Annotated in this window: 7 protein-coding genes; 3 read left to right on the top strand and 4 right to left on the bottom strand. The window is 64.2% G+C overall.

Annotated elements, in window-relative coordinates:
- The 3 genes from ABWY06_RS13485 to ABWY06_RS13475 all read right to left on the bottom strand — a co-directional run.
- Positions 1-559: MFS transporter (locus ABWY06_RS13485; RefSeq protein WP_353926072.1), on the bottom strand; the 559-nt coding region annotated here is incomplete at its 3' end.
- 220 nt (positions 560-779) lie between these two features.
- Entirely contained in the window at positions 780-1850 is a 1071-nt protein-coding gene (locus tag ABWY06_RS13480; RefSeq protein WP_353926073.1) for an Ldh family oxidoreductase, read from the bottom strand.
- 152 nt (positions 1851-2002) lie between these two features.
- Positions 2003-2950, bottom strand: coding sequence for a LysR family transcriptional regulator (locus tag ABWY06_RS13475; protein WP_138967832.1), 948 nt, complete (start codon positions 2948-2950; stop codon positions 2003-2005).
- 101 nt (positions 2951-3051) lie between these two features.
- Between ABWY06_RS13475 and ABWY06_RS13470 the strand changes: the two genes are divergently transcribed.
- Entirely contained in the window at positions 3052-4368 is a 1317-nt protein-coding gene (locus tag ABWY06_RS13470; RefSeq protein ID WP_353926071.1) for an L-fuconate dehydratase, read from the top strand.
- Between the two features lie 108 nt (positions 4369-4476).
- Here the strand turns inward: ABWY06_RS13470 and ABWY06_RS13465 are convergent, their stop codons facing one another.
- Positions 4477-5172 (bottom strand): tRNA (adenine(22)-N(1))-methyltransferase, encoded by a 696-nt coding sequence (locus tag ABWY06_RS13465; RefSeq protein WP_228761553.1) that lies wholly within the window; start codon positions 5170-5172, stop codon positions 4477-4479.
- 85 nt (positions 5173-5257) lie between these two features.
- Here ABWY06_RS13465 and ABWY06_RS13460 point away from each other — a divergent pair, with 85 nt between their 5' ends.
- Positions 5258-5557: a hypothetical protein gene (locus tag ABWY06_RS13460; RefSeq protein ID WP_353926070.1), complete on the top strand. Its 300-nt coding sequence runs from the start codon at positions 5258-5260 to the stop codon at positions 5555-5557.
- A gap of 146 nt (positions 5558-5703) precedes the next feature.
- A partial coding sequence (locus tag ABWY06_RS13455) for a TonB-dependent receptor plug domain-containing protein (RefSeq protein WP_353926069.1) occupies positions 5704-6302 on the top strand: 599 nt, incomplete at its 3' end.

Raw genomic sequence — 6302 nt, 5'->3', positions numbered from 1 at the left:
TCTTGTAGAAGGCCAGCCAGCACACGGCCAGGACGATACCGATCGCGCCGGTGATGATGAACATCCCGCGCCAGCCGAAGTTGACCATGAACAGCGTCAGCAAGGGCGGCGCCAGGCATGGGCCCAGGCAGGTTGACGACCAGACGATCCCGGTCGGCGTGCCGCGCTCGTTGGCATCGAACCATTCGGACAGGGCCTTGGCCGCCGAAGGGAACATCGGCGCCTCGCCAATTCCCAGCACCACGCGCAGGCCCATGAAGCCGGCGAAGCTGTTGACCATGCCGAACGTCGACTGAGCCACCGACCAGACCAGCAATGAAGCGCCCAGGGCGATCTTGCTGCCCAGGCGGTCGATGATCATGCCCATCGGTAATTGCGCAAAGGCGTAGGCAATGGAGAAGGCCGACAACAGAATGCCCATCTGCGAAGGGCTGATCATCATGTCCTTCTGGATCGAGGTATTGGCGATCGACAGCGCACTGCGGTCCAGGTAGTTGACGATGCCGATCAACAACAGGAATACAACGGTGATGTTTTGATACTTCTTCAGTGGTTTCATCTGATGGCCTTTATTATTGTTATTGCAGCGGTTTCAATACCGGGCCGATCCATCATCCGGTGCCACACTCATCCTTGGGCTCTACAAAACTATCCGGGCTGACACGCAACCCCTGTAGGAGCGAGCTTGCTCGCGAAAAACCGGAGGGCGCCGCGGGGCATCTGGTTTTACGCGTTATCGTTCACCACCTTCGCGAGCAAGCTCGCTCCTACAGGGCCTCCTACAGTTGAATGGGGTGAGCCAATGTCGGCTGCTGCAACTGCGCGGCGCACTGGTTGAGGTCATCGATCACCTTCTGCGACAGGCTCACGCCTTCGAGCAACGCTTGCTCGCGCAGCTTCAGGCCGGCCTGGCCCGGCAAGCGCACCGGGCGCTCGGGGTCCACCGGACGGCTGGCCAGGATCAGCTTGCTCAGGAACGAACTTTCGTCGGTGAAGGCGTCTAGCCCGCCGAAGAAACGCGGGTCAATCACCACCGCCGTGGCCGAGGCGCCCCACTGGTCCGGCGCGTCCTTGCGCCCATGGCCGGCCAACCCCGAGGTCAGGGCCTCGACCAGAATCGCCAGGGCAAAGCCCTTGTGGCCGAAGGCCTGGCCGCCCAGGGGCAGAATGCTGCCCGGCGGCGTGGTGAAGAAGTCGGCCGGATCATCGCTCAGCTGTCCCTCGTTGCTCATCAGCACCGGGTGCGGCAGTGGGCTGCCGGCCTCGCGGCACTGGCCGACCAGGCCCAGGGTCACGGTGGACATGCTCACATCCAGCAGGATCGGTTCGCCCCGGGTCGGGATGCCGGCGGCAATCGGGTTGGGCGTGTAGATCGGGTCGATCCCGCCATGGGCGCACACCAGTCCCACCGACGGGTCCGAGGAATAGACCATGGCCACCAGGCCGCGGTCAGTGAAAGGCTTCAAGTAAGCGGCCAGGCAACCGATGTGCGAGGCACGGCGCACCACGGCGATCCCTATGCCCTGCGCCGTGGCGCCCTTGGCCGCACAGTCCAGGGCGCGGCTGACACAATACGGGCCAAGCACATAGTGGCCGTCGAACAGCGCAGAGATACCGCTGTCCGAAACCTGCTCGAGCAACCCGGCACTGGCCTTGACCTGCCCCGTCAGCATGCCGCCGATATAGCGGCTCACCAGGTTGAGGCCGTGGGTGCGATGGCCCAGCAGTTCACCTTCGAGCAGCACCCGGGTCACCACTCGAGCGACCTCGGCATCGGCCCCGGCTGTTGCGAACAAATGCTCGACGAAGGTGGTGAGTGTTTGTGCGTCGTAACGGGTTGTGGCAATCAGGGACATGGGACCTCTCGGGCAGTACGGCAGACTTCTTGTTATGGCTCGCCCGTTCCGTGACGGGAGACTCTGCGATAACTGTAGGGAGCCCGCTTCAACATTCCCAATGAGATGATCCGATCAATCGATAACCGGGCGTTATCGAGTTGGCGCTATTGCCCGCGCAAATACTGCAGCAGCGTATTCAACGCCACCGACCTTGGCCGGGAACGCAAGGTCAGCAGGCCAATATTGACCATGGAAATCGGCAGCTCGACCGGCAACACAGCGACCATGCCATAGCGCGCATAATGCTCGGCCACGTCATTGGGCACCACCGCGATCATGTCCGACGCCTCGAGCATCGCGGTGGTTGCGAGGATCGACGCGGTTTCGACAATGTCCAGCGATTGCACCATGCCGGCGGCCTGCAGCGCCGTTTCCACCCGGCGGCGCATGGGGCTGCCGATGGGGTGCAGGATCCAGGTCAATGCAATCAAGTCGGCCAACTGCAGTGGCGAGGAACCCGCCAACGGGTGACCCGCCCGGGCGATCACGCGCATCTGCTCGCCGTTGTCGAACAGCTCGATGTCCAGGTCCTGACTGTCGCTCTGGTCCGGCAAGCGCCCCAGCACCACATCGAAATCGCCGCGCAGCAAGGCCGGCAGCAAGGTATCGCTGGTACCCACCTCAATGGAAATCCGCACCTTGGGGTGATCGCGCTTGTACGCCAGCACCGCTTTGGTCAGCAGCCGGGGCACCGGCCCCATCACGCTGCCGACGCGCACCCGTCCCATGGCCCCGCGCTCCAGTTCCGCGATCTGCGCCTGGGCCTGCTCGAACTCATGCAGCGCGCCCTGGGCATAACGGATCATCACCTCGCCGTAAAGCGTGGGCTGCATGCCGCGGGGCAAGCGTTCGAACAGGCGCACGCCGAGGCGCTCCTCCAGTTGCTGCAACAGCAGGCTGGCGGCCGGTTGCGTGGTGTGCATCGCCGTGGCCGCCCGACGCAGGTTGCCGAACTCACCCAGGGCATTGAGCAAGGTGATTTGCCGGCTGGAAATTTTCAGCGCGCCAAAACTACGGGGTGGGAGCGTGGTGGCTGCTGGACCTTGAGACATATCAAATCCGGTATCGCTACTTAGGAAACCGTGATTATGCCTGTATCGCTCGGCGACCTACAGTCGAGCCTCCAACTGGTCATCGAGCACAAGAGCCCACCATGAGCATTCGAATCACCCAGCTGAGCGTTCGCGACATCCGTTTTCCCACTTCCCTGTCGCTGGACGGCTCCGATGCGATGAATAGCGCGCCGGACTATTCCGCGTCCTACGTCGTGCTGCACACCGACGCCCCTGGCGGCCTGGAAGGCCACGGCCTGACGTTCACCATCGGCCGTGGCAACGAGATCTGCGTGGCGGCCGTGCAATCCCTGGCCCCGATGGTGGTCGGCCTGACCCTGGAAGAGATCGTTGCCGACATGGGCGCCTTCTGGCACACCATCACCGTGGGCGATAGCCAACTGCGCTGGCTGGGCCCGGAAAAAGGCGTGATCCACCTCGCCACCGCGGCCATCGTCAACGCCCTCTGGGACCTGTGGGCCAAGCACGAAGGCAAGCCCGTATGGAAATTGTTGGCCGACATGAGCCCGGAACAATTGGTGCGCTGCCTGGACTTCAGCTACGTCACCGACGTGCTGACCCCGGAAGAAGCCATCGCCCTGCTGCGCCGCCAGGTGCCGGGCAAGGCCCAGCGTGAAGCACAGATGCTGCGCGAAGGCTACCCCGGCTACACCACCGCGCCGGGCTGGCTCGGCTACAGCGAAGACAAAATGCGCCAACTGGCCCGGGCCGCGGTCGCGGACGGCTGGACCCACATCAAGCAGAAAATCGGCGCCAACCTGGAAGACGACATCCGCCGCGCGACGATTTTGCGCGAAGAAATCGGCTGGGAACGGACCCTGATGATGGACGCCAACCAGGTCTGGGACGTCGATGAGTCGGTCGCGAACATGCGCCGCCTGGCCGCGTTCGAACCGTTGTGGATCGAAGAGCCGACCAGCCCCGACGACATCCTCGGCCATGCCAGCATCCGCCGGCGCATCGCACCGATCGGCGTCGCCAGCGGCGAGCATTGCCACAACCGGGTGATGTTCAAGCAGATGTTCCAGGCCGGTGCACTGGACTTCTGCCAGTTGGACGCGGCGCGCCTGGGCGGCCTGAACGAGGTGTTGATCGTGCTGCTGATGGCCGCCAAATTCAACGTGCCGGTCTGCCCCCATGGCGGTGGCGTCGGTCTGTGCGAGTACGTGCAGAACATCGCCCTGTTCGACTACATCGCCGTCTCGGCCTCGCTGCACAACCGGGTCCTCGAATACGTCGACCACCTGCACGAGCACTTCCTCGACCCGGTGGTGATCCGCCGCGGCCGCTACATGCCACCGCTGCGTGCGGGCTACAGCATCGAAATGACCGCTGAAACCCTGGAGCGTTACCAGTATCCCCACGGACAGGTGTGGCTCGATATCGCCGGCACTTGATCGTCACGGCCGCGACCGCCCAGACAAGGCTTCCAGCGCCCATTGTTCAGGAGCGCTGCAGGACCTTCCGTTCAGCGCTCATGGCTGTTCGTACACCCCCTGACGGGCTCAAGCCAGCAGCTCGGTGATCCACCGGGCCTGCCGGGCGACCTCTTGCACCTTCTCCTCGGGCACGGCCTGCCGCGCCCGGTCGAAGTTGCCCAGGGTCTTCTGCTTCTGGCGCAGCAGGCGTTGCCACTTGGCCAGGAACACCGGGTTGCGTGCCTGCATCTGCAGCGGGCCGAAGTACAGTTCCTCGGGGCTGTACACCACCGGCCCGGCGCGCTCGGCGACGATGATTTCGTAGTAGAAACGGTTTTCCCGCAGCAACTCTTCGCAGAGGATGCGGTAGCCATTGTCCATCAGCCATTGGCGCAGCGGCTGCTCGCCGCCGTTGGGCTGCAGGATCAGCCGCTCCCGGCCGCTCAGGCGCGCCTTGCCACTGTCCAGGATGTCGCGGATCGTTTCGCCGCCCATGCCGCAGACGCTGATCGCCGTGATCCCGTCTCCCGGCTCGATCGCCGCCAGGCCATGGGCCAGGCGCACGCTGATCCGCTGCTCCAGGCCGTTCTCGCGCACGGTGCGTTCGGCCGAGCGGAACGGCGTCAATGCCACCTCGCCGGCCACCGCCGTCGCGATCGCGCCACGGCGCATCAACGCCACCGGCAGGTAGCCGTGATCCGAGCCGATATCGGCCAGGCGCGCCCCGGCGGGCACCTGCGCCGCCACGCGCTCCAGGCGCATCGACAATGTCTGTTCGTTCAACTGCAGTTCCTTTTCACACGTACCGTCTAATCTGAGAGTATCCGACTGCACACACGCTGCCAGCCGCCTCATGCAGAAAAAGGCCATGATCGCAAAAACGGCACACCACTGCTCGTCTTGGGTCCTGCCCTCGCTGCTCGCCATCCACCTGGCGTTGCTGGCGGGATGTTCAGGCAGGGCGGCCACGGCTCGCTATCCGGCGTCGAGCCTGGGCTCCAACTGCTATGCCAAGGCGCTGCCCACGTCCGGCGAGGGCGGCCTCGCCTGGGGCGACACCTTGAGCGTGGCGCGCAAGAAATCCCTGAATAACTGCATTCGCTACGCCGGCCGATCCGGTGGCACGCCGGATACCTGCCAAGTGGTGTTGGCCGAATGCAGAAAATAGGCGTGTAGCAAACAGGCGTGCAAAAAATAGCAGCGCAGAAAATAGCGTGCAGAAATATTCGCTCACTTAAATTAAACATGTGTTTCCTTCGTTCTTCTCTACGTCGCAGTTCTTCACTGCCCGTTCCTGTCCGTCTGGAGTTCTCAATGCCCTCGCCCAAATCCTTGCCCGCTGCGCTGCTGGGGCTGGCCCTTGCCTGTCCGGCCCTGGCCGAGACCCGAGGCCTGGAGCTTGGACAAGTGCTGATCGGGGCCGAGGACCGCAGCGGTGAAGACGCCTCGATCGAGGACGCCAGGGCCCGGCTGGCCGAAGTGCCCGGCGGTACCAATGTGGTCGACCTGCGCCGCGCCCTGCAAGGCCGCGTGGCCAGCAACCAGGATGTGCTGGCCTATCAACCGGGGGTCTATGCCCAGTCTGCGGGCAACGAAGGGGTCAAGATCTCGATCCGCGGGTCGGGGATCAACCGGGCGCCGGGCGCCCATGCTTCAGGTGTGTACGCCATGCTCGACGGCCTGCCACTGACCGGCCCTGGCGGCACGCCTTATGAATTGCTGGAGCCGTTGTGGCTCGACCACGTGGAAGTGCTGCGCGGCGCCAACGGTTTCGACCGGGGCGCCCTGGCCTTGGGCGGGGCCATCGATTACGTCAGCCACACCGGCTACGACGCACCGCTGTTGCAGGTGCGCTACGCCATGGGCAGCCACGGCTATCAGCAGCGCCAGGTCAGCTCCGGGCAGGTGCTGGG

This window comes from Pseudomonas sp. (assembly GCF_040514055.1).
GTDB lineage: Bacteria > Pseudomonadota > Gammaproteobacteria > Pseudomonadales > Pseudomonadaceae > Aquipseudomonas.
This window is presented reverse-complemented; position numbering and strand designations above follow the sequence as displayed.